The following is a 20,691-nucleotide window of genomic DNA, read 5'->3' as shown; positions in this document are numbered from 1 at the left end:
CCGATTCCCGGGGGCGAGCCCCCAGACCCCCGAAACCGCGCTCCGCGCGGTTGTCCTCAAACGCCGGACAGGCTGGAAAACCAGCCTGCCCGGCGTTTGAGGACGCGCGCCGCAGGCGCGCTCGGGGGTGCGGGGGCTCGCCCCCGCAAGAAACGGTGAAAGGGCGGGGCTGGGGCCCAACCCCTTAGGCCACGACCTCCGCCTCGGCGACGGCCTTCTTGACCGCCCGAGTGCGCTTCGGCTTGGCCTCGGCCTCCGCCACGGGCACGTCGGCAACCTTCTTGGTCGCGCGAACCCGCTTCGGCTTGACCTCGCCCTCGGCAACCGGCGCCGCAGCAGCCTTCTTGGCCGCCCGAGCCCGCTTCGGCTTCGCCTCGGAGGCCTCACTCTCGGCGACCGGCGCGGCAGCGGCCTTCTTCGCCACCCGCGTCCGCTTCGGCTTGGCCGGCTCCTCCGCCACGGCGGTCTGCTCCGGCTCGGCGGCCGCGGTGTCGGCAGCCTTGGTCACGCGCTTGCGCGTCCGCTTGACCGGCGTGGCGGCCGCCTCGTCCTCCACCGGCGCGGCGGCGGTCTTCTTGGCGGCGCGCGTGCGCTTCACGGGCTCGGGGGCCTCGGCGGTCTCGGCGGCGTCGACGGCCGGAGCCGCTTCGGCGCGCTTGGCGGTCCGACGCGTGCGCTTCACGGGCTCGGCGGCCTCGGCAGTCTCGGCGGCGTCGACGGCCGGAGCCGCCTCCGCGCGCTTGACCGTCCGCCGGGTCCGCTTCACGGGCTCGGCGGCCTCGGCCACCTCGGCGGCCGGTGCCTCCGGCGCGTCCGCGCCCAGGGTGGTGACGGCCCGCTTGGCGACCCGTCGGGCGCGCTTCACCGGCTCGGCGGCCACCGGCTCGACCGGTGCCGGCTCGACTGCCGCAGCCACCGGGGCGGCGTCCGCACCGAGCGTGGTGACGGCCCGCGTGGCGACGCGCCGGGTCCGCTTCGCGGGGGCGGCCGGCGCGGCCGGTGCCTCGGCGACCGGCTCGGCCACGGGCTCGGCCGTCGGCGCGGTCTCCGCACCGAGAGAAGTGACCGTACGCGTGGCGACGCGTCGCGTCCGCTTCGCCGGCGCGGCCGGTGCCTCGGCGGCGGCCGGCTCCGCAACGGGCTCGGCCGTCGGCGCGGTGTCCGCGCCGAGCGAGGTCACCGTACGCGTGGCGGCCCGACGCGCCCGCTTCACGGGAGCGGTCTCGGCTTCGGCGGCCGGAGCCACCGGCGCCTCGGCCGGGGCCGCGGAAGCGGCGGCCGCGGCCTTCGCCTCGGCGGCGGCCCGGGCGGCCGCCTGCACGCGTAGGAGAGCGGTCTCGACGGTCTCGAACTCGCCTTCCGGCACGGCCGTGGCCGGAGCCGCGTACCGCGGACGCGCGGTACGGCCGCCCCCGGCCGACACGGCCTGCGACGGCAGCGACGTGCTCCCCTGCCGGGGCGCGGCGGTCCGGGCGCGGCGGCGCGGACGGGCCGGGGCCTCCGGCTCGGGGGCCTGCGCCGTGACCACGGACGTCTTCGGGGCCGTGGCGGCTCGGGCGGTCCTGTCCGCAGACGCCGTGGGCGCCGCAGACACCGCGGGCGCCGCGGACTTCGCGGGTGCCTCGGCCGCCGGGGCGGCGGCGGGCGACGCGGCGGGAGCCTCCGGCTGGGCGACGGCCTGCGCAGCCGCCGACGGGGCCGTGCCGCGCGTCCGGCGACGGCGGCGCGGACGGGCGGGCGTCTCGGGAGCCGTCGTGGCCGGTGCCGCCGCAGGGGCGGCGTTCTCCGTCACGACGGTCACGGCGGTCTCGGCCGTCACAGCAGTCTCCGCTGCGGCCTCCGGAGCGACGAACGTCGGCGCGGCGGTCGTCGCCGCCTCCAGCGTGGCGCCGGAGCGCGTCCGCCGGCGCTGCCGCGGCGTACGGGTGCGCTCAGCGCGCTCGCCGGCAACCTCCGGCTCGCCTCGGTCGCTCCGCTCGCCACGACCGTCCCGGGCGCCGCGTCCGTCACGGTCGCCCCGGGCGTCCTTGGAGCCGCGGCCCCGGCCGGCCCCACGGCCGCCCGTCTCGCCGAGGTCCTCGATCTCCTCGGCCTCCAGCCCGGCCAGGGTCCGCCGCGAGCGCGGCAGGATGCCCTTGGTGCCGGCGGGGATGCCCAGCGCCTCGAAGAGGTGCGCGGAGGTGGAGTACGTCTCCTCCGGGTCGTCGAAGGGCAGTTCCAGCGCCTTGTTGATGAGCTTCCAGCGCGGGACGTCGTCCCAGTCGACCAGCGTCACGGCCGTACCGGACTTGCCCGCCCGGCCGGTGCGGCCGATGCGGTGCAGGTAGGTCTTCTCGTCCTCGGGCGTCTGGTAGTTGACGACGTGGGTGACGTTGTCGACGTCGATGCCGCGCGCGGCGACGTCGGTGCAGACCAGCACGTCGACCTTGCCGTTGCGGAACGCGCGCAGCGCCTGCTCGCGGGCGCCCTGGCCGAGGTCGCCGTGGACCGCGCCGGCGGCGAAGCCGCGGCGGATGAGCTGCTCGGAGATGTCGGCGGCGGTCCGCTTGGTCCGGCAGAAGATCATCGCGCGGTCGCGGCCCTCCGCCTGGAGGATGCGGGCGACCATCTCCGGCTTGTCCATGTTGTGGGCGCGGAAGACGTGCTGCGCGATGTTGGCGACCGTCTGGCCCTCGCCGTCCGGCGAGGTGGCGCGGATGTGCGTCGGCTGCGACATGTAGCGGCGGGCCAGCGAGATGACCGCGCCCGGCATGGTCGCCGAGAAGAGCATGGTCTGCCGCTTGGCCGGCAGCAGGGTGATGATGCGCTCGACGTCGGGCAGGAAGCCCAGGTCGAGCATCTCGTCGGCCTCGTCCAGCACCAGCGCCTTGACGTTGCCCAGATCCAGCTTCTTCTGGCCGGCGAGGTCGAGCAGCCGGCCGGGGGTGCCGACGACGACGTCGCAGCCGGCCTTGAGCGCCTCGACCTGCGGCTCGTACGCCCGGCCGCCGTAGATGGCCTGGACGCGCACGTTGCGCACCTTGCCGGCGGTGAGCAGGTCGTTGGTGACCTGCTGGCAGAGCTCACGGGTGGGGACGACGATGAGGGCCTGCGGCGCGTCGGTCAGCTGCTCGGGCTTGGCCCGGCCCGCCTCGACGTCGGCGGGGACGACGACGCGCTCCAGCAGGGGGAGGCCGAAACCGAGGGTCTTGCCCGTGCCGGTCTTGGCCTGGCCGATGACGTCGGAGCCGGAGAGGGCGACCGGGAGCGTCATCTCCTGGATCGGGAAGGGGTGGAGGATGCCGACGGCCTCGAGCGCCTCGGCGGTCTCGGGGAGGATCCCGAGTTCTCGGAACGTGGTCTTCTGGGTGTCAGGGGTATTCAGGGTGCTGCCTCTTCTGTGAGACGCGGCACGCGGCGGCGAAGGGGGTCGTACGAGGAGTCCGTACGTACCGCGCCGTCGTACTCGTTCCGGCGGGAGCCGGATGGCGCGGGACCACTGCCTTCGCGCGAGCACACGTGCTGCGAGCGGATCCCTCCTGGTGTGCGGACGACTCGTTCGCACCGCGCGGAGGGCGGTCGGTCGGGTGGAAGCCGATCGGGCCACCGACCGGGCATCCGCTGGCGCTCCGAGGACTCACTCCCGGAGGAACCTGCATGGAGACGGCCAGTCGAACGCACACCATGCTCGGCGTACTCGGCGGGCCGTATAGCACTCTACCCCGGAACCGCGCATACGCGCCCGGGCCATTCGTCCCCGACCTCGTGGACGCCTGGCTGACCAGGGGCTTCCGTCTCCGGCGGAGCGGGCTAAGGTTCCGTTCATGGAGACGTCCGACAAGGCAGCGGCGGCCACGGGCCCCGCCGAGGAACTCACCGGAATCGCCGCCCAGGACTGGGCCCAGGCGTCCGCCGACCCCCGTTACCGCGCCGCGGTCGTGGACCTGCTCGGCGCACTCGCCTACGGCGAGCTGGCCGCCTTCGAGCGGCTGGCGGAGGACGCCAAGCTGGCGCCGACGCTGGGTGACAAGGCGGAACTGGCCAAGATGGCCGCCGCCGAGTTCCAGCACTTCCAGCGGCTGCGCGACCGGCTCGCGGCGATCGACGTCGAGCCGACCGCGGCGATGGAGCCCTTCGCCGCCGCGCTGGACGAGTTCCACGGCCAGACGGCCCCCTCGGACTGGCTGGAGGGCCTGGTCAAGGCGTATGTGGGCGACTCGATCGCCAGTGACTTCTACCGGGAGGTCGCGGCCCGGCTGGACTCCGACACCCGGGCGCTGGTGCTGACCGTCCTCGACGACACCGGGCACGCCACGTTCGCGGTCGAGAAGGTGCGGGCCGCGATCGAGGCCGAGCCGCGGGTCGGCGGCCGGCTGGCGCTGTGGGCGCGGCGGCTGATGGGCGAGGCGCTGTCGCAGGCGCAGCGGGTCGTCGCCGACCGTGACGCCCTGTCGACGATGCTGGTCGGCGGGGTGGCCGACGGCTTCGACCTCGCGGAGGTCGGGAAGATGTTCTCCCGGATCACCGAGGCGCACACCAAGCGGATGGCCGCGCTGGGGCTGGCCGCGTAGGCGGGGCGGCCGGCACGGCCGGCCGGGTCGGTACACGGCCCACCGTCCCGTGACACCGGGGGCTCCGTCCGGCGGCCCGGCTCAGGCCGTGGCTGACCGGCGGGGCGGCCCGGCGGGCCGCAGCAGCAGGGACAGCAGCGCGACCGCCACGACGAGCGAGGCCGCCAGGATCGCGAGGGCGTGACCGGGGCCGAGCACCGAACGGGCCAGCAGCCCGCCGAACAGGCCGGCCACCGGTCCGGTGCCCAGCGTCAGGGTGCGGGAGCGGAACCGCCCGAAGCGGGCGGGCAGCCAGCGCAGGGCCCCGAGGGAGACGGCGAGGCCGATGAGGACCGAGCCGAGCGCTTCCCAGAGGATCATCGTCGTTACCCCTCCCGTGCCGCGGGGCGGCAGGTGCAAATCGGTCGTAGCGGTCCTACCCCGGGGCCGCCCGCGGCAACCCTCGGGGCGGATCTCCCATGGTTCTCTTCCGGAGCGCGCGAAGCGGTTCCCGACACGCCTCGCGCCCGGTTCTCCACGGGCCTCGGCCGCCGGTTCCGGACGGGCCTCGGTGCCGGTTTCCGACACGCCTCAGCGTCGGTTTCCCACCCGCCCCGGAAACAGCGGGCCGCCGGGTACGACGACGGGCGGGACCCCGGTGCCCGCGCACCGGGGTCCCGCCCGCGCCTGGTGAATCAGATGGTGGTGAAGCCGACCCGCCGGGTGGCGGGCTGACCGATCTCCACATAGGCCAGCCGGTCGGACGGAATCAGGACCTTGCGGCCGTGCTCGTCCGTCAGGCTGAGCAGCTGTGCCTTTCCGGCCAGCGCGTCGGCCACCGCGCGCTCGACCTCCTCGGCGGACTGACCGCTCTCCAGAACGATCTCGCGGGGCGCGTGCTGCACGCCGATCTTGACCTCCACGGCTACTGTCCCTCCGAAGGTGTGCGTCCCCCACGGCGTAGCCCCAGGGGAGGGGTGCGCGGACGCGCCGCGCCGTACGGTCCACACATTAGCCCGGCCCGGGGGCACGCCGGGCCCGCGCCCGCACGCTGGCAGCGAACACGCGCCCCGGCGACGACGCGGAGGTCAGTGCTCGTTCTTCGGGAATCCGGCGATGCCGCGCCACGCCAGCGAGGTCAGCAGCTGGACCGCGGTGCCGCGCGGGACCGTGCTGCCGCTGGAGAGCCAGTAGCGGGCGACCACCTGGGAGACGCCGCCGAGGCCGACGGCCAGCAGCATCGCCTCCTCCTTGGCGAGGCCGGTGTCCTCGGCGATGACCTCGCTGATGGCCTCGGCGCAGGCCAGCGAGACCCGGTCGACGCGCTCGCGCACCGCGGGCTCGTTGGTGAGGTCGGACTCGAAGACCAGCCGGAAGGCGCCGCCCTCGTCCTCGACGTAGGCGAAGTAGGCGTCCATGGTGGCCGCCACCCGCTGCTTGTTGTCGGACGTGGACGCCAGCGCCGTGCGCACCGCCTGGTGCAGGTTGTCGCAGTGCTGGTCCAGCAGGGCCAGGTAGAGGTCCAGCTTGCCGGGGAAGTGCTGGTAGAGCACCGGCTTGCTGACGCCCGCGCGCTCGGCGATGTCGTCCATGGCCGCGGCGTGGTAGCCCTGGGCCACGAAGACCTCCTGGGCGGCGCCCAGGAGCTGGTTGCGTCGGGCTCGGCGCGGCAGGCGCGTGCCCCGCGGGCGCGCCTCGGTCTGCTCGATGGCTGTCACGCCGCCTCCCATGGTTGTTCCTGCACGGTGTGCACCGCGCCCGCCATCGTACTTTTGGGTAACCGCGCCGTGCGTGGCCGGAGGGGAGAATTTCACCGGACGGACGCTGTGGGAAGCCCACAAATGTCCGACAAATCATGCGTTGTGGCCGTGGTGTGCGGCCGTCTCGCGGCGCGGTCGGGGCCGTGCGGGGCCGCGCGGGCCGGTTCCGGGCTCGCCGGTGCCCCTCCTCGGCTCACCGGTAGTCGTCCTCGTCCAGCTCCACGACGCGGGCCTGCTCCGCGCGGTCCGCCTCGTTCGCGTCGCCCGGGTCGATCGAGGTCAGCGGCTCGTCGCGGGCCGGGGCGAGGTCGGCGTGCTGCTCGGCGGCGTCCGCCTCCGGGGCCTCGACGCCGATCTCGGTCGCCACCGCCGCTTCGGTGTCGTCGAAGTCCTCGAAGGTGTCCGGGTTCGTCGGGTCGACAGGCATGCGAAAGGTCTCCTTCGTCCTCGTCCTCCGGGCGGGTCCGCCCGGGTCCGGCCCTCGCCGGTGTACCGGAACTCCTTCCCGTGGGAGCCGTCGCAAGTCCCTTCCTCCGAGCGTAGGAGACGCGGCTGTCCGCCGCCAGGCGATCCTGTGACGGCTGCCACAGACGATTCCGGCGTGATGCTCTCGTAACATTGCCCGCATGTCGGAGACCGAGTCGCCGGTGGCACCGGGTGCCCCCGCCGTTCCCGTGGTGCCGCCCTCGCCCCTTCCGCCGTTCGGCGCGGGGGAGCGGCTGCGCACGGTGACCCTGCCCGGAGCGACGTTGACGGTGCGCTCCCGGCCGCCCGCCGCCTCGGACGGGCCGGCTCCGCCACCCGCCCTCTTCGTGCACGGCCTCGGCGGCTCGTCGCGGAACTGGTCCCCGCTGATGGCACTGCTCGCGGACGCCGTCGACGGGGAGGCGCTGGACCTCCCCGGCTTCGGCGACTCGCCGCCGCCCGACGACGGCGACCACTCGGTCACGGCCTGCGCCCGGGTGGTCATCCGCTACCTCGACACCCGCGCCCGCGGCCCTGTGCACCTGTTCGGCAACTCGCTGGGCGGCGCGATCGTCACCCGCGTCGCGGCGGTCCGCCCCGACCTCGTCCGCACCCTGACGCTCGTCTCGCCCGCCCTGCCGGAGCTGCGCCCGCAGCGCACCGCGCTGCCCACCGGGCTGCTGGCCGTGCCGGGCGCGGTCTCCCTCTTCGCCCGCCTGACCAGGGACTGGACGGCCGAGGACCGCACGCGCGGGCTGCTCGCCCTCTGTTACGGGGACCCAGGGCGGGTGTCCCCGGAGGGGTTCGCCATGGCGGTCGAGGAGTTCGAGCGCCGGCTGGAGCTCCCCTACTTCTGGGACGTGATGGCGCGGTCCACCCGCGGCGTCGTGGACGCGTACACCCTCGGCGGACAGCATTCGCTGTGGCGTCAGGCCGAGCGCGTCCTTGCCCCTACCCTGCTGGTGTACGGAACGAGCGACCGGCTCGTCTCGTACCGCATGGCCCGCCGGGCGAGCAAGGCGTTCCGCGACTCGCGGCTGCTGACGCTGCTGGGCACCGGCCATGTGGCGATGATGGAGGATCCGGACGCGGTGGCCCGTGCCTTCCGCGAACTCCTCGCGGACACCCTCACGACGTCGGAACGGAGCGCCACGCCCCGTGGGTAAACACAGCGCACGTGCCCCCCAGGCCCCTCAGGCCGCCCCCGGGGGGCGCACGGAGGAGGCGCCGGAGGTCCCCGGCGCCCGGGAGACCGTCCGGACCGCCGAGCGGCCGCTCGGCGCGGAGGACGACGGGCCGTCCGGCCGGCCGGAGCCCGTCGTGCGGTCCGCGCCGCGGGGTCCGGCCATCGGCTGGGGTGTCATCGGGCGGCAGGGCGGCCCCGCGGGTTCCTCCCGCTCGTCCGGGCAGTCCCGGTCGAAGGGCGCGCGGCCGGACGGCGCGCGGCCGAAGGCGGCGCGGGTGCCGGAACCGCGCCGGGGGAGCGGCGGCCGCGGGGACGCGCCCGGCGGCGGCGCGCACCGGGCCGCCGGCGGCAGGGGCCGCGCGGTCACCGGGGTGGCCGCGGCGGTGGTGACGGCCGTGCTGGCCGTCTTCGTGGCGGGACAGGTCGAGGACGGTACGGAGAGCCGGGCGCAGGCCCAGACCCCGGACGCGCGGAACGGCGCGGGCGCCGCCTCGCGGTCCGACAGCCGGCCGACGCCCCGGCCCCCCGCCGCACCGGTGACGTACGAGCAGAAGATGGCGAAGAAGTACCCCCTGGACCAGCGGATGCCGGCCTCGGGTGAATTCATGACCGTCGGAGGACACGACAAAGCCCCCGGTAAGGGTGAAGTTCTCCGTTACCGCGTTGACGTCGAGAAGGGGCTGCCGCTTGACGGCGGTCTTTTCGCCACCGCCGTGCACCGGACCCTCAACGACGACCGCAGCTGGGGCCACGGCGGCACCCGCACCTTCGAGCGGGTCTCCTCCGGGCACGCCGACTTCGTGGTGACCCTGGCCAGCCCGGCGACCACCGCCAAGTGGTGTGCCAAGTCGGATCTGGACATCACCGTGGACAACGTCTCCTGCGACTCCGCCGCCACCGACCGCGTGATGATCAACGCCTACCGGTGGGCGCAGGGCGCCGAGACCTACGGCGACCGGATGTACGAGTACCGGCAGATGCTCATCAACCACGAGGTCGGCCACCGGCTCGGCCACAACCACGAGTCCTGCGGCAAGGCGGGCGCGCCGGCGCCGGTGATGATGCAGCAGACCAAGTTCCTCACCACGGACGGGGTGACCTGCAAGCCCAACGCCTGGCCGTTCCCCAAGTGATCGACTTCTCGGCATCCGGGATGTTTTGTCTCTCTCTGTGAGACACCTTTGCCCGCAGTCGAAAATTCGTCCAGTCTTCTGCGCATGCCGCACCACCACACCTCCGCGAGCGCCGCCTTCGAGCTGGCGCTGATCGGTGTGGCCGTGCACGCGGTCGCCGACATCAGCTGTCGCTGACACCGTCCCCCCTCTCCCCGCGCACTCCGCGCGACGCAGGCCGCGTCGCGCCCGCCGGGGGCGGTTCCGCGGCGCCGCGCGCCTTTCCCCACCGCCTTCCACGGGTGCATCCGGTCCTGGGTTCCGCCCGTCCCCCTTTTCCGGTCGACCCTCTTCGACCGCCCCCCGTGAAAGGCCCCGTCTGCCATGCGTCCATCCTCCGTACCCCGCCGCCGCGCCGCCGTGGCCGCCCTCGTCGTGGCCGTCGTCACCGGGGCGGCGGCCTGCGGCCCCGAGAAGAAGGACGAGGCCGGGGGCGCCGACGGCGCACCGCGCAAGGGCGGCACGCTCACCGTCCTCAACCGGCAGCCGCAGAAGCAGTTCGACCCGGCCCGGCTCTACACCTCCGGCGGCGGCAACGTCCCGTCCCTCGTCTTCCGCACCCTCACCACCCGCCACCGGGCCGACGGCGCCGAGGGCACCAAGGTCGTCCCCGACCTCGCCACCGACACCGGCAGGCCCAGCGACGACGCCAAGGTGTGGACGTTCACGCTGAAGGACGGGCTGACGTACGAGGACGGCACGCCGATCACCAGCGCCGACGTCAAGTACGGCGTCGAGCGCTCGTTCGCCGCCGAACTCTCCGGCGGAGGGCCGTACTTGCGCGACTGGCTGGTCGGCGGCGATCGCTACCAGGGGCCATACAAGGAGAAGAAGGGCCTCGACTCCATCGAGACGCCCGACGCCAGGACGATCGTCTTCCACCTCCGCAAGTCCGAGGGCGACTTCCCCTACCTGGCCACCTCCACCCAGTTCGCGCCCGTCCCCAAGGCCAAGGACACCGGCACCAAGTACGCCGAACACCCCGTCTCCTCCGGCCCGTACAAGGTCGTGAGCAACACCAACGACGGGCAGCGGCTGCGGCTGGAGCGCAACCCCCACTGGTCCGAGGCCACCGACAAGGAGCGGCACGCCTACCCGGACGCCATCGACGTCCAGGCCGGGCTCGCCCCCGCGGTGATCAACCAGCGGCTGGCGACCGGCTCGGGCGCCGACTCCGCCGCCGTCACCACCGACACCAACCTCGGCCCGGCCGAACTCGCCCGCGTGAGCGGCGACAAGGCGCTCGCCGGCCGGGTCGGCACCGGCCACTTCGGCTACACGGACTACCTCGCGTTCAACCCCGAGGCCAAGCCCTTCGACGACCCCAAGGTGCGCCAGGCCGTCGCGTACGCCGTCAACCGGACGAGCGTGATCAACGCGGCGGGCGGCTCCTCGCTCGCCGAGCCCGCCACCACCTTCCTGCCGAACCAGAAGCCGTTCGGCTACACCGCGAGCGACCCCTTCCCGGCCGGCGCCACCGGCGACCCCGAGAAGGCGAAGGCCCTGCTCAAGGAGGCCGGCCACGAGGACGGCCTGGAGATCACCCTCACCCACTCCACCGCCCAGGGCGGCGAGAGCGGCCCGGAGATCGCCACCGCCGTCCAGGAGGCCCTGGGCAAGGCCGGTATCACGGTGAAGCTGGAGGGCCTGGAGGACAACGACTACGAGGACCGCACGCACACCGTCGGCAAGCAGCCGGCCCTCTTCCTCGGCCACTGGGGAGCCGACTGGCCGTCCGGCGGCCCGTTCCTCGCGCCGGTCTTCGACGGCCGGCAGATCGTCAAGGACGGCTACAACTTCAACTCCGGCCGCCTGGACGACGCCAAGGTCAACGACGAGATCGACGCCATCAACAAGATCACGGACCACTCCGCGGCCGCCGCGCGCTGGGGCGCCCTCGACCGGACGATCGGCGAACGGGCCCTCACCGTCCCGCTGTTCCACCCCGTCTACAAGCGCCTCTACGGCAAGGACGTGAAGAACGTCGTCATCAGCGACTGGACCGGCGTCCTCGACATCTCCCAGGTCGCGGTCAAGTGACGGAGCTCCTCACCACCGCCCCACCGGCCGGCGCGGGCGCGCTGCCCGCCGCCGGCGCCCGCCGGGTCTGGCGGCGGCTGCGAGCCCGCCGCGCCGCGCTGCCCGCCGCCGCCGTGCTCGGCCTGCTCGCCCTCCTCGCCCTCGGCGCGCCGCTGTTCGCCGCGCTGGAGGGCCAGGACGCCACCACGTACCACGACGGCCTCGTCGACTCCGCGCGCGGCGGCGTCCCGCTCGGTTCCTTCGGCGGCGTCGGCGCCGACCACTGGCTCGGCGTCGAACCCGGCACCGGCCGCGACCTGTTCGTCCGCATCCTCTACGGCGCCCGCGTCTCGCTGACCGTCGCCGTCGGCGCGACGCTGGTGCAGCTCGTCGTCGGCGTCGCCGTCGGGCTGACGGCCGCGCTCGGCAACCGTGTCGTGGACGGGATCCTCGGCCACCTCACCGACGTGATGGTCGCGTTGCCGATGCTGGTCTTCGCCATCGCGCTGACGGCCGTCGTCCCCGCCGGCTTCCCCCGGCCCGCGCTGCTCGTCGTCGTCATCGGGCTGATCGCCTGGGGCGTGCTGGCCCGGGTCGTCCGCGCGCAGGCGCTGGCCCTGAAGAAGCTCGACCACGTCGCCGCCGCCCGGCTGACCGGCGCGTCGGAGTGGCGGATCGCCCGGCGGGAACTGCTGCCCGCGCTGGCCGCGCCCGTCATCACCTACGCGGCGATCCTGCTGCCGACCAACATGATCCTGGAAGCCGGCATGTCCTTCCTCGGCGTCGGCATCACCCCGCCGACCCCCTCGTGGGGGCAGATGCTGTCCTCCGCGCAGACCTGGTTCCGCGCCGACCCCCTCTACGTGATCCTCCCGGCCCTGATGCTCTTCGTCACCACCTTCGCGTTCACCGTGCTCGGTGACGCCCTGCGCGGCGCGCTCGACCCGCGCGAGGCGTCCCGGCTGCGCGTCGGCCGGGGCGGGCGGGCGTCGCGAGGGGCCTTCCGGAGGGGCTTCCGGGCGGGTTCTCGGACGGACTCCCGCACGGACTCCCGGGCCGGCTCCCCGGCGGACATCCGGACGGGCGGTGCCGCGTGACCGCCTTCGTCCTGCGGCGCGTCCTCGGCGTGTTCGTCGTCCTCCTCGCGCTCTCCGCCGTCGTCTACGCGACCTTCTACCTCGCGCCCGGCGACCCCGCCCAGCTCGCCTGCGGCCCCCGCTGCGACCCGGCGCAGGTGCGGCAGGTACGGGAGCAACTCGGGCTCGACGCGCCCGTGTACACCCAGTACTGGCACTTCCTCCAGGGCCTCGTCACCGGCCACGACTACTCCACCGGCACCGGCGTGCTGCACTGCGACGCACCCTGCCTGGGGCTGTCGTACCAGAGCGACCAGCAGGTCACCGACCTCATCGCCCGCGGCCTGCCCGCCACGGCCTCCCTCGCCGCCGGCGCCATGGTGCTGTGGCTGCTGATCGGCGTCGGCACCGGGCTGCTGTCCGTCGTACGCCGCGGCGGCGTCGTCGAACGGGTGCTGACATGGCTGACGCTGGCCGGGAACGCGACGCCGGTCTTCATCACCGGCCTCGGGCTGCTGATGCTCTTCTGCGCCTACCTGGAGTGGCTGCCGTTCCCCTCCTACGTACCGCTGACCGACGACCCCGAGCAGTGGGCCTGGAACCTGCTGCTGCCCTGGTTCTCGCTGGCGCTGCTTGAGTCCGCCAAGTACGCGCGGATGACCCGGAGTTCCATGCTGGAGACGCTGGCCGAGGACCACGTCCGCACCTTCCGCGCCTACGGCGTCGCCGAGCGGGCGATCGTCGGACGGCACGCGCTGCGCGGCGCGCTCGCGCCCGTCATCGCGCTCACGGCCGCCGACTTCGGATCGATGTTCGGCAACGCGATGCTGACCGAGGCGATGTTCGGGCTGCCCGGGATCGGCAAACAGCTGGTGGACGCCACCAAGGCGATCGACCTGCCGGTCGTCGTCGGGCTGGTGATGGTCACCGGCGCCGCCGTCGCGCTGGCCAACGTCGTGGCCGACCTGCTCTACGCCGTCGCCGACCGGAGGGTGGCCCTGCGATGACCGCACGATCCGAAACCGCGGTGGACGCGCCACTGGTGTCCGTGGACCGCCTGTCCGTGGAGTTCCCGGCCGAGGGCGGGCCCGTACGCGCCGTGCGGGAGCTGTCGTTCACGCTCCCGCCCGGCGGCGCGCTGGGCATCGTCGGCGAGTCCGGCTCCGGCAAGAGCACCGCCGCGTACGCCCTCCTCGGGCTGCACCACGGGACGGGCGCCCGGCTCACCGGCTTGGTGCGCGTCGCCGGGCACGACGTCACGGCGGCCGGCGAGGCGGAACTGCGACGGCTGCGCGGCGCCACGGCCGCGATGGTCTTCCAGGACCCGCTCTCCTCCCTCGACCCCTACCAGGCCGTCGGCGACCAGATCGCCGAGGTCTACCGCGTCCACCACCGGGACGCCTCCCGGCGGGCCGCGCGGGCGCGGGCCGTGGAGGTGCTCGACCGGGTCGGCATCCCCGACGCCGCCCGCCGCGCGCGCTCCCGGCCGCACGAGTTCAGCGGCGGCCAGCGGCAGCGCGCCCTGATCGCCATGGCCGTGGCCTGCGCGCCCCGGCTGCTGGTCGCCGACGAGCCGACGACCGCGCTCGACGTCACCGTCCAGGCGCAGATCCTCGCCCTGCTGCGGGAACTGCGCGAGGAGACGGGCATGGGGCTCGTCCTCGTCACCCACGACCTGGGGGTGGCCGCGGGCAGCGTCGACGAGCTGCTGGTGATGAAGGACGGGAGCGCGGTCGAGCACGGACCGGTGCGCGCCGTCCTCGACGCACCGGCCGAGCCATACACGCGCGCCCTGCTGGACGCCGTGCCGCGCGTGGAGGTACGGCGTGCGCCGGTGGAGCGGCGTACGGCGGCGCCGGAGGACGACTCCCTGCTGCTCGAAGCGGTCGGCCTGCGGCAGGAGTTCGGGCGCGGACGGCGGGCCGTCACCGCTCTCGACGGCGTGTCGCTGACCGTCCGGGCAGGGGAGACCGTCGGCGTGGTCGGCGAGTCCGGCAGCGGCAAGACGACGCTCGGCCGGGCGCTGGTCCGGCTGCTCACCCCCACCGCGGGCGAGATCCGCTACCAGGGGCGGGACATCGGCCGGCTGGGGGAGCGCGCCCTGCGGCCGTTCCGCAGCGAACTTCAGATGGTCTTCCAGGACCCCGTCTCCTCCCTCAACCCCCGCCGCAGCGTTGGCGAGTCCATCGCCGATCCGCTGCGCGCGGCCGGCCGGCTGACGGACGCGCGGATCACCGCCCGGGTGCGGGACCTGCTCGACCGGGTGGGCCTCGACCCGGACGCCTACCACCGCTACCCGCACGAGTTCAGCGGCGGCCAGCGGCAGCGCGTGGGCATCGCCCGGGCGCTGGCGCCGGAACCCCGGCTGATCGTCTGCGACGAGCCGGTCTCGGCGCTGGACGTCACCACCCAGGCGCAGGTGGTCGCCCTGCTGGGCGAGCTGCGACGCGAACTGGGCATCGCCCTCGTCTTCATCGCCCACGACCTCGCCGTCGTCCGGCAGGTCAGCGACCGGCTGGTGGTGATGCGGCGCGGGAGCGTGGTGGAGGAGGGTCCGGCGGACGTCGTCTACGAGCGGCCGGAACATCCGTACACGCGGGGGTTGCTGGCGGCGGTGCCGCGGGTGGGGGCGGCGGCCCCTCCCAGCCCGGCCGGCGTTTGAGGCCGAGCGGCGCAGCCGCGACAAGCGGGGGCGTGCGGGGGCGCAGCCCCCGCTGGAAACGGGAAGGGGCGGGACAGGGGCACAGCTCCGCAGGAAAGCCCGCTGCGGGTGTCCGGCGCGGCGGCCCGCGTCACGCGGCGGCGTCCGGGTCGGCCCGCGCCCGGGTCGGCCCACCCCCGCGCCGACGGCCGAGATTCGTCCGGCCCAGGGCAAGCGCCCATAACGCACCTCAAAGAGGAAGGTCACGCCCGTTCACCCCTTCCGGTGGTGCGACGGACAACCGTCCGTCGCACCACCTCCGCGCCCCCATAGCGTGCTCCCGGCTGCCGGACGACTGAGGGATCGGGGGTGCGCTCGTGCGCGTGGGACTGCTGACCGAGGGTGGGTACCCGTACGCCGCTGGTGAGGGCGGGGAGTGGTGCGACCGGCTCGTCCGCGGACTGCCCCGGCACGAGTTCGAGGTGTACGCGCTGAGCCGCAGCGCCCGCCAGGAGGACGGTGGTTGGTACGGGTTGCCCGGCAACGTCCGCCGGATCAGGGCCGCCCCGCTGTGGGGCGGACCCGCGCCCGGCGGGGCGGCGCGCGCCCACGGCGCGTACGGCCGGCGCGAACGGCAGCGGTTCACCGCCCACTTCGGCGACCTGGCCGCCGCCCTCACCACACCGGGCGACCAGGCGTACCGTTTCGCCGAGGGCCTCTACGGGCTCGCCGGCCTCGCCCGCGACGAGGGCGGCCTCGTCGCCGCGCTCCGCTCCGAACTCGCCCTCCGCGCCCTGGAGACGGCCTGCCGCGCCCCCGACGCGCACCCCGGCGCGCAGGGCGTCCGCGTCGCCGACCTCCTCGTCGTCGCCGGCCTCCTCGAACGGGCCCTGCGCCCGCTCTCCCTCGACTGGTACGGCGCCCCGGACGGCGACCTCGGCCTGGCCGGCGTCGACCTGTGCCACGCCGCGTCCGCCGGCCCGGCCGCCCTGCCCGGGCTGCTCGCCCGGCGCTTCTTCGGCACCCCCCTGCTGGTCACCGAGTACGGCGTCCGGCTGCGCGAGCACTACCTCACCGAGCCGACGGGCCTCTCCGTGCCCGTCCGCACCCTGCTGTCCGCCTTCCACCGGCTGCTGGCCGGCGAGACGTACGCCCGCGCCTCGCTGATCACCCCCGGCGACGCGCAGGTGCGCCGCTGGCAGGAGCGCTGCGGCGCCGACCGCGGCCGGCTGCGCACCGTCCCGCCGGGGGTGGACGCGAGCCTGTACGAGGCCGTCGGCGAGGCGCGGCCCGAGCGGCGCGGGGAGGGGCCGGTGCTGCTCCTCGCCGGGGGCCCTCCCGAACCCTGGCTCTGGGAGGCGACCACCGTCCTCACCCTGACCCGGCCGGACGTCCGGTTGCGCGTCACCGGCGTCCCGGAGGGCGGGCCGCTGCCCGAGGGCGCCACCCGGGTCGCCGTGTGCGGTCCCGAGGACTACGCCGACGCGGACGTCATCGTCGTCGCCTCCTCCGGCGACGGCTTCCCCGTCCCACTGGCCGAGGCCATGTTCTGCGGCCGCGCCACCGTCGTCCCCGACACGGCGACGGCCCGCGAAGTCGTGGGCGGCACCGGCCTGGTGGTGCCCGCGCACGACCCGCACGCCCTCGCCGAGGGCTGCCTCACGCTGCTCGACGACCCCGCCCGCGCGGACCGGCTCGGCGCCGCCGCCCGGGCCCGCGCCCTGGAACTCTTCACCGTGGAACAGAACATCGCCACCTTCGGCGGCATCTATCTGGAGCTGCTGTCGGCCGCCCCGGCGCGGCAGGACGTCGCCGCCCCGCGCGACGCGGCGTCCCTCGCCGCGGCGGCCGGGCGCCCGCGCGGCCTCGCCTGGTCCGCCCGTCCCGCCTCGCCGTCCTGGGCGGGCCGCCGGTGACGCGCGCCGCGGCGCCGGCCGCCGATCCCGTCGCCGCCGCCCCCGTATTCGGCGGGCCCGCGATCCCCGCGCAGGCGGGTCCCGCGCACCCGGGTGCGGGGTCTGCGCCGGCCGTCGGCATACCCGCCGCTCCGGGGCGCCCCGGGTCGGCCCCCGACCCGGTCCGCGCCCTCCTGCTCCGGCACCACGCGGTGTGCGCCGACGCCGTCGACCCCTGGGAACTCGCCGCGCGGCTGGAGGCGCGGGGCGTCACCGACCGCGCGGCGGCGGTCTGCGGGCACCGGGACGTCTTCTCGCTCGCGGAGGAGCTGTACGCGCGCGTCGGCGGGGGAACCGGGGACAGTACGGAGGACGGTACGAAGGCGGGTGCGGGCGCGCCGGCCGGAGTGCGGAGGGCCGGGGCCGTCAGGGCGGCCGGGGACAGCAGGCGGAGGCCCGACGAGGTCGAGTGGCCGCAGTTCCGGACGCGGGACTGGGGGCGGTACGGGACGCCGGATGCCTCCGGCACGGAGGGGGCGCCGGCGCTCGGCGGGGGAGTGAACCTCGGCTCCCGCGCGGCCGGACGCTCCGGTGCTTCGCGTGATGCCCACGCCATCGGAGCCTCAGGAGTCCCGGGGGTCCCTGGGTTTCAGGGGGTCTCCGAAGTCTCCGGAAGCTCAAGGGGGTTCAGGGTCTCCGGGCCCACCGGAGCCCCCGAAGCTCCCGAGGCCGCGGCCGGCTCCCGCGTCCCGCGAGCCTCCTGCGCCTCGTACGACCCCGATGCCTACGGCCTGTGCCCTGCCCGCCCCGGCCGGAGCCGCCGGACCGTGGCCGGTGCGCTGGCCTGGGCCTGGCTGCTCGCCTACGGGTGCGTCGGCGACCGGCTGCTGTCCGCGCTGCTGCACGGCCACGCGCGGCTCGGCCCCCGGGCCCTCGCCACCGCGGCGGCGCCCACCGCCCTCGGGCTCGCCTGCGCCGTGGCGCCCGCCGCGTGGTGCGCGCACGCCTTCGCCGGGTACGCCCGGCGGCGGCTGGCCGACAGCCGCTCGCTGACCGCGTTCCGCGTACGGGCCCGGTGCGCCCTGCCGACGGTGCTCACCGTCGTCCTCGGCGCCCTCTTCCTGTCCGTGTGGACGGCCCGTTCCGCCCTGCCCGGGCTCGGGCACCCCACCTCCGTCCCCGCGCTCGCCGCCCTCGCCCTCGGTTTCCTGCTCTTCCTCGACCGGCTCTGCGCCGCCCACGGCCTGGCCCGGCCGGCCGCCGCGGCCGTCCTCGCGGCCTGCGCCGCCGAGGCGCTCCCGCCGGTGCTGCTGCTCGCCGCGCGGCTGCCCGGTTGCGCCGCCCTGGGCTGGCCGGTCACCAGGCTGCCCGGCACCCTCGGGCCGTCCGCGCCGGGCCTCGTCGCCTGCGCCGGGGCGGCCGTCGTCCTGACCGTCCGGGCTTTCGCCGTGCTGCCGCACGCGGCCGTTCACGGGCTCGGGGGGCCGGACGCGGCGGGGGCGGCTTTCGCGTCGTCGAACCACCTCGGTCCGGCGGCCGGTCACCCTGGTCCGCGGGCTGGCCACCCTGGCCTGTCGGCCAACCAGCCCGGCCTGTCGGCCGGTCTGCGTGGCCCGTCCGACGCCTCCGACCCGTCCGCGGGCTTCCGCAGCGCCTGCGACGCCTTCGATCCGATGCCGGGCTGTGCGGACGCGTCGTCCCGCCACCCCGGCTCGTCCGACACCCCCAGTCCGTCGGCTGGTCACCTTGACGCGTCGGCTGGCCACCCCGGCTCGTCCGACACCCCCGGTCCGTCGGCTGGTCACCTTGACGCGTCGTCCGGCCACCCCGGCCCGTCGTTCGACCACCGCAGCCGGTTCGACGCCCCCGGCACGCCGCCCGGCTGTCCCGGCGCACCACCCAGCCGCCCCGGCCCGTCGTCCGGCCATCCCGGCCCATCGGCCGGCCACCCCTGTCCGTCATACGGCCGCCCCGATCCCTCGCCCGGCCTCCCTGGCCCCTCCCTCCGTCCCGGCGGGGCCGGGCCCTCCGCACACCCCCGTCAGAGGAGCACCCACCATGACCGTTGATCCGACCGGCCTCGGCCCCGGCCCCGGCAGTCCGGCCGAAACCGGCATCGGCATCGAGACCGGCAGCGCAGCCGGCAGCGAGACCGGCATCACCGCTGACCGCGCCGCCGGCCGTGGCGGACGAGAGCGAGGAGGAGAACGATGAGGGTCCTGTTGCTCGGTGCCAACGGCTACCTCGGCCGCTTCGTCGCCGACCGCCTGCTCGCCGACCCCGCCGTCCAGCTCACCGCCCTCGGCCGGGGCGACGACGCCGACGTCCGCTTCGACCTGGCCACCGGCAGCCCCGGCGCGCTCACCCGGTTCCTCAACGCCGTCCACCCCGGCGTCGTCATCAACTGCGCGGGCGCCACCCGCGGCGGCGCGCGCGACCTGACCCGGCACAACACCGTCGCCGTCGCCACGGTCTGCGAGTCGCTGCGCCGCAGCGGGTGCGGGGCGCGCCTCGTGCAGGTGGGCTGTTCCTCGGAGTACGGGCCCTCGCAGCCCGGCTCGTCCACGGCCGAGGACGCGGTGCCGCGCCCCGGCGGCCCGTACGGCGTCAGCAAGCTCGCCGCCACCGAACTCGTCCTGGGCTCCGGCCTGGACGCGATCGTGCTGCGCGTCTTCTCGCCGGTCGGCCCGGGCACCCCGGCCGGTTCGCCGCTGGGCCGCCTCGCGGAGGCCATGCGGCGGGCGATGCAGAACGGCGACAACGAGCTCAAGCTCACCGGGCTCGGCGTCCAGCGCGACTTCGTGGACGTCCGCGACATCGCGCGGGCCGTGCACGCCGCGTCGCTCTCCGCCGCCCAGGGCGCCGTCAACATCGGCACCGGCCGGGCCACCCGGCTGCGGGAGGCCGCCTCGCTGCTCGCCCGCGTGGCCGGGTTCGGGGGCGCCCTGCACGAGCTCGACGATCCGCACCTGGGCGCCACGCCCGTCTACCCGTACCCGGACGGCTGCGGCGCCTGGCAGCAGGCCGACGTGCGCACCGCCCGCGACCGGCTCGGCTGGCGGCCCCGGATCGGCCTGGAGGAGTCGCTGGCCGACATCTGGATGGAGGCCGCGTGTCGTATCTGACGTCGTCGGGCAACCGCCGCCCGCTCCCCGCGGCCAAGGCGCCGCTGCGGCTCGGCGTCCCCGGCTTCGCCCACCCGCTCGTCGCGCCCGTGGAGTGGGGGCGGCTCTGCCGCGCGGACCTCCCGCTGGACTGGACGGTGCTCGGCAGCGCCTCCGGCGGCCCCGGCAGCCGCCCGGACCCGTACTGCACGGCCGCCGCGGCGCCGCTGCGCGACGCCGGCGTCCGCGTCCTCGGCCACCTCGACGCCGCCTTCGGGGCCCGGCCGTTCGGTGAACTCCTCTCCGACGCGCAGCGGTTCCTCAACTGGTACAAGGTGGACGGTTTCGCGGTGGCCCGCTGCCCGGCCGACACCGGCGCGCTGGCCGACGTCCGCCGCGTCACCGGCGCCCTGCGCACCCTCCACGACCGGGCGTACCTCGTGCTGCTGCACGGCAGCCACCCGGTCGCCGGATACGCGGCGCTCGCCGACCAGTTGGTGACCTTCACCGGCCCCTGGAACCGCTACCGCTGGTCCCGCCCCGCCGACTGGACGGCCGACCACCCGCCCGGCCGCTTCTGCCACCTCGTCCACAGCGTCCCCCGCGCCCACCTGGAGGAAGCGCTGCTCATCACCCGCCGGCAGGGCGCGGGCACGGTCTACATGACCGACCGCACCGACCGTGACGGACTGGACCCCTGGGAGTCCATGCCCGGGTACTGGGACGATTTCATCTCGAACATCGGACCGGGTGTCTCGGAATGAGCCGGGGCGTGGCAGTGTTACCGGGGAAGTACAGAACGCTGCCTCTACGTTCCCCGCTCCCGTGGGGATGACCCTGGAGA

The 20,691-nt window shown here is 75.3% G+C and carries 18 protein-coding genes; 13 read left to right on the top strand and 5 right to left on the bottom strand.

Going from position 1 to position 20,691, the window contains the following annotated elements:
- Positions 1-184 precede the first annotated feature (184 nt).
- On the bottom strand, positions 185-3,253 hold the full coding sequence (locus K7I03_RS11105) for a DEAD/DEAH box helicase (protein ID WP_224346993.1): 3,069 nt from the start codon (positions 3,251-3,253) through the stop codon (positions 185-187).
- Positions 3,254-3,803: 550 nt separating this feature from the next.
- Here K7I03_RS11105 and K7I03_RS11100 point away from each other — a divergent pair.
- Positions 3,804-4,550, top strand: a complete 747-nt coding sequence (locus K7I03_RS11100; protein WP_152262320.1) for a ferritin-like fold-containing protein — start codon at positions 3,804-3,806, stop codon at positions 4,548-4,550.
- Between the two features lie 81 nt (positions 4,551-4,631).
- Here the strand turns inward: K7I03_RS11100 and K7I03_RS11095 are convergent, their stop codons facing one another.
- The 4 genes from K7I03_RS11095 to K7I03_RS11080 all read right to left on the bottom strand — a co-directional run bounded on the left by K7I03_RS11095 (position 4,632) and on the right by K7I03_RS11080 (position 6,716).
- Positions 4,632-4,910 (bottom strand): hypothetical protein, encoded by a 279-nt coding sequence (locus K7I03_RS11095; RefSeq protein ID WP_185941724.1) that lies wholly within the window; start codon positions 4,908-4,910, stop codon positions 4,632-4,634.
- A gap of 314 nt (positions 4,911-5,224) precedes the next feature.
- A complete protein-coding gene (locus K7I03_RS11090; RefSeq protein ID WP_185941723.1) occupies positions 5,225-5,452 on the bottom strand; it encodes a DUF3107 domain-containing protein in 228 nt (75 codons plus the stop codon).
- Between the two features lie 165 nt (positions 5,453-5,617).
- Positions 5,618-6,247: a TetR/AcrR family transcriptional regulator gene (locus K7I03_RS11085; RefSeq protein WP_185941722.1), complete on the bottom strand. Its 630-nt coding sequence runs from the start codon at positions 6,245-6,247 to the stop codon at positions 5,618-5,620.
- 235 nt (positions 6,248-6,482) lie between these two features.
- Positions 6,483-6,716: a hypothetical protein gene (locus K7I03_RS11080; RefSeq protein ID WP_185941721.1), complete on the bottom strand. Its 234-nt coding sequence runs from the start codon at positions 6,714-6,716 to the stop codon at positions 6,483-6,485.
- Between the two features lie 199 nt (positions 6,717-6,915).
- Between K7I03_RS11080 and K7I03_RS11075 the strand changes: the two genes are divergently transcribed.
- The 12 genes from K7I03_RS11075 (at position 6,916) to K7I03_RS11025 (ending at position 20,611) form a co-directional block, all read left to right on the top strand.
- The gene (locus tag K7I03_RS11075; RefSeq protein WP_185941720.1) at positions 6,916-7,920 is read left to right on the top strand and encodes an alpha/beta fold hydrolase; all 1,005 of its coding nucleotides are present in this window, start codon (positions 6,916-6,918) and stop codon (positions 7,918-7,920) included.
- Positions 7,913-9,073 carry a DUF3152 domain-containing protein gene (locus K7I03_RS11070; protein WP_185941719.1) on the top strand — a complete coding sequence of 387 codons (1,161 nt, stop codon included), beginning with the start codon at positions 7,913-7,915 and terminating at the stop codon, positions 9,071-9,073. Before K7I03_RS11075 ends, K7I03_RS11070 begins: the two co-directional genes overlap by 8 nt.
- An 84-nt stretch (positions 9,074-9,157) precedes the next feature.
- On the top strand, positions 9,158-9,250 hold the full coding sequence (locus K7I03_RS34045; RefSeq protein ID WP_313772143.1) for an Ms4533A family Cys-rich leader peptide: 93 nt from the start codon (positions 9,158-9,160) through the stop codon (positions 9,248-9,250).
- Positions 9,251-9,436: 186 nt separating this feature from the next.
- A complete protein-coding gene (locus tag K7I03_RS11065; protein WP_185941718.1) occupies positions 9,437-11,152 on the top strand; it encodes an ABC transporter substrate-binding protein in 1,716 nt (571 codons plus the stop codon).
- On the top strand, positions 11,149-12,228 hold the full coding sequence (locus tag K7I03_RS11060; protein WP_185941717.1) for an ABC transporter permease: 1,080 nt from the start codon (positions 11,149-11,151) through the stop codon (positions 12,226-12,228). The genes K7I03_RS11065 and K7I03_RS11060 overlap by 4 nt, the downstream gene beginning before the upstream one ends.
- Positions 12,225-13,214 carry an ABC transporter permease gene (locus tag K7I03_RS11055; RefSeq protein ID WP_185941716.1) on the top strand — a complete coding sequence of 330 codons (990 nt, stop codon included), beginning with the start codon at positions 12,225-12,227 and terminating at the stop codon, positions 13,212-13,214. The genes K7I03_RS11060 and K7I03_RS11055 overlap by 4 nt, the downstream gene beginning before the upstream one ends.
- Positions 13,211-14,869 carry a dipeptide ABC transporter ATP-binding protein gene (locus K7I03_RS11050; RefSeq protein ID WP_185941715.1) on the top strand — a complete coding sequence of 553 codons (1,659 nt, stop codon included), beginning with the start codon at positions 13,211-13,213 and terminating at the stop codon, positions 14,867-14,869. The genes K7I03_RS11055 and K7I03_RS11050 overlap by 4 nt, the downstream gene beginning before the upstream one ends.
- Before the next feature lie 362 nt (positions 14,870-15,231).
- On the top strand, positions 15,232-16,764 hold the full coding sequence (locus tag K7I03_RS11045) for a DUF3492 domain-containing protein (protein WP_398856984.1): 1,533 nt from the start codon (positions 15,232-15,234) through the stop codon (positions 16,762-16,764).
- Positions 16,761-18,812, top strand: a complete 2,052-nt coding sequence (locus tag K7I03_RS34040) for a hypothetical protein (protein WP_185941713.1) — start codon at positions 16,761-16,763, stop codon at positions 18,810-18,812. The genes K7I03_RS11045 and K7I03_RS34040 overlap by 4 nt, the downstream gene beginning before the upstream one ends.
- Positions 18,802-18,957, top strand: a complete 156-nt coding sequence (locus K7I03_RS11035) for a hypothetical protein (RefSeq protein WP_185941712.1) — start codon at positions 18,802-18,804, stop codon at positions 18,955-18,957. The genes K7I03_RS34040 and K7I03_RS11035 overlap by 11 nt, the downstream gene beginning before the upstream one ends.
- On the top strand, positions 18,954-19,868 hold the full coding sequence (locus K7I03_RS11030; RefSeq protein ID WP_004937390.1) for an NAD-dependent epimerase/dehydratase family protein: 915 nt from the start codon (positions 18,954-18,956) through the stop codon (positions 19,866-19,868). The genes K7I03_RS11035 and K7I03_RS11030 overlap by 4 nt, the downstream gene beginning before the upstream one ends.
- Positions 19,856-20,611 carry a spherulation-specific family 4 protein gene (locus K7I03_RS11025; protein WP_398856981.1) on the top strand — a complete coding sequence of 252 codons (756 nt, stop codon included), beginning with the start codon at positions 19,856-19,858 and terminating at the stop codon, positions 20,609-20,611. Before K7I03_RS11030 ends, K7I03_RS11025 begins: the two co-directional genes overlap by 13 nt.
- The last annotated feature ends 80 nt before the right edge of the window (positions 20,612-20,691 follow it).

The sequence above is a fragment of the Streptomyces mobaraensis genome, assembly GCF_020099395.1.
GTDB lineage: Bacteria > Actinomycetota > Actinomycetes > Streptomycetales > Streptomycetaceae > Streptomyces.
The sequence above is the reverse complement of the archived record's forward strand: the minus strand, read 5'-3'. Positions and strand labels throughout refer to the sequence as shown.

Excerpts from the sequence above, each read along its gene's own strand:
- K7I03_RS11105 (WP_224346993.1), bottom strand. The coding sequence starts at position 3,253 with ATGACGCTCCCGGTCGCCCTCTCCGGCTCCGACGTCATCGGCCAGGCC.
- K7I03_RS11100 (WP_152262320.1), top strand. The coding sequence starts at position 3,804 with ATGGAGACGTCCGACAAGGCAGCGGCGGCCACGGGCCCCGCCGAGGAA.
- K7I03_RS11095 (WP_185941724.1), bottom strand. The coding sequence starts at position 4,910 with ATGATCCTCTGGGAAGCGCTCGGCTCGGTCCTCATCGGCCTCGCCGTC.
- K7I03_RS11080 (WP_185941721.1), bottom strand. The coding sequence starts at position 6,716 with ATGCCTGTCGACCCGACGAACCCGGACACCTTCGAGGACTTCGACGAC.
- K7I03_RS11075 (WP_185941720.1), top strand. The coding sequence starts at position 6,916 with ATGTCGGAGACCGAGTCGCCGGTGGCACCGGGTGCCCCCGCCGTTCCC.
- K7I03_RS34045 (WP_313772143.1), top strand. The coding sequence starts at position 9,158 with ATGCCGCACCACCACACCTCCGCGAGCGCCGCCTTCGAGCTGGCGCTG.
- K7I03_RS11065 (WP_185941718.1), top strand. The coding sequence starts at position 9,437 with ATGCGTCCATCCTCCGTACCCCGCCGCCGCGCCGCCGTGGCCGCCCTC.
- K7I03_RS11050 (WP_185941715.1), top strand. The coding sequence starts at position 13,211 with ATGACCGCACGATCCGAAACCGCGGTGGACGCGCCACTGGTGTCCGTG.
- K7I03_RS11035 (WP_185941712.1), top strand. The coding sequence starts at position 18,802 with ATGACCGTTGATCCGACCGGCCTCGGCCCCGGCCCCGGCAGTCCGGCC.
- K7I03_RS11030 (WP_004937390.1), top strand. The coding sequence starts at position 18,954 with ATGAGGGTCCTGTTGCTCGGTGCCAACGGCTACCTCGGCCGCTTCGTC.